At 67.8% G+C, this 1,300-nt stretch carries 1 protein-coding gene; it reads right to left on the bottom strand.

Annotated elements, in window-relative coordinates; all coding sequences use genetic code 11:
• Positions 1-34: 34 nt before the first annotated feature.
• Positions 35-1,255, bottom strand: a complete 1,221-nt coding sequence (locus LPA41_RS40760; RefSeq protein WP_374238282.1) for an IS30 family transposase — start codon at positions 1,253-1,255, stop codon at positions 35-37.
• Between the last annotated feature and the right edge of the window lie 45 nt (positions 1,256-1,300).

Raw genomic sequence — 1,300 nt, 5'->3', positions numbered from 1 at the left:
GGCGGATTCCAGGGGTCGTTGCAACACAGGTTGATTAACTGGTTTCGGCCAGGAGTTTAGCGAAGCGCTCGGCTGGGGTGTCCCAGCCGAGCGTTTTGCGTGGGCGGCCGTTGAGTTCGACCGCGACGGCGTCGAGGTGGTCGCGGTCGTGTCCGGACAGGTCGGTGCTTTTCGGGAAGTACTGGCGCAGCAGGCCGTTGGTGTTCTCGTTGCTGCCGCGCTGCCAGGGTGAGTGAGGGTCGCAGAAGAAGACCGGGGTGTCGGTGGCGATGGTGAATTGCTGGTGCAGGCTCATCTCGATGCCTTGGTCCCAGGTCAGCGAGCGGAGCAGTTGCGCTGGCAGGTGCTCGACGGTGGCTACGAGGGCGTCGCGGACCCGGTCCGCGGTGCGGCCCAGCGGCAGGTGCACGAGCAGGACGTAGCGAGTGTGACGTTCGACGAGGGTGCCGATGGCGGAACGGCCGTCCTTGCCGATGATGAGGTCGCCTTCCCAATGGCCGGGCACCGCGCGGTCTTCGACTTCGGCGGGGCGTTCGCTGATCATGACCATCTCCGTGGCCATTCGGGGGGTGCGTTGCTGGGCCTGGCGCCGGGAGCGGCGCATCGTGCGGCCGGTCCGCAGAGCCTTGGCCAGTTCACGGCGCAGTTCGCCGCGGCCTTGGACGTAGAGTGCCTGGTAGATCGTCTCGTGGGTCACGTGCAGCTCCGGGCGGTCGGGAAAATCCCGCCGTAAGCGTCGCACGATCTGTTCGGGGCTCCACTTGAGGTCAAGGCCGTCCTGGACGGCCTGCCGCAGTTCAGGGTTGGCGGCGATCTTGCTGACTTTCGGGCGGGGCCGGCGGGCCTCGGCACGGGCCTGAGCCGCGTGGGGCCGGTAGTCGCCACTGCCTGGATGGGCGTTACGCCGCAGCTCACGGCTGATCGTCGAGGGGTCGCGGTGCAGTTCGGCGGCGATCTGCCGGACCGTGGCCCGCGCACGACGCCGGTCGGCGATGTGCAGACGCTCGTCCTCGTTGAGGAACCGGCCCCGCACCGACGGCGACGCCGTGGCCGTGATCGGTGCGGCTGCCATCTCACGTCCGGTCGGGTTGCGACCGTTTCGCCAACGTCGGCCGGTGCGGGAGTTAACCCCGACGACCCTGCACGCTTCTTCGGTTCCCACGCCCTGACCCACGAGCGCAAGATATGCCTCACGCTCGCGGGTCAGACGTCGACGGCCCTGATTGACCGACCGGTCCCGGACCTCGAAGTCCATCGCATCCCCTGAACTGGGGTGTTGCGACGACTCCTAGAACCCAAG

It is taken from the genome of Actinoplanes sp. DH11 (genome assembly GCF_020873875.1).
Classification (GTDB): Bacteria; Actinomycetota; Actinomycetes; order Mycobacteriales; family Micromonosporaceae; genus Actinoplanes.
Note: the sequence above shows the minus strand (reverse complement) of the source record. Positions and strands in the feature narration are given on the sequence as shown.

Excerpts from the sequence above, each read along its gene's own strand:
- LPA41_RS40760 (WP_374238282.1), bottom strand. The coding sequence starts at position 1,255 with ATGGACTTCGAGGTCCGGGACCGGTCGGTCAATCAGGGCCGTCGACGT.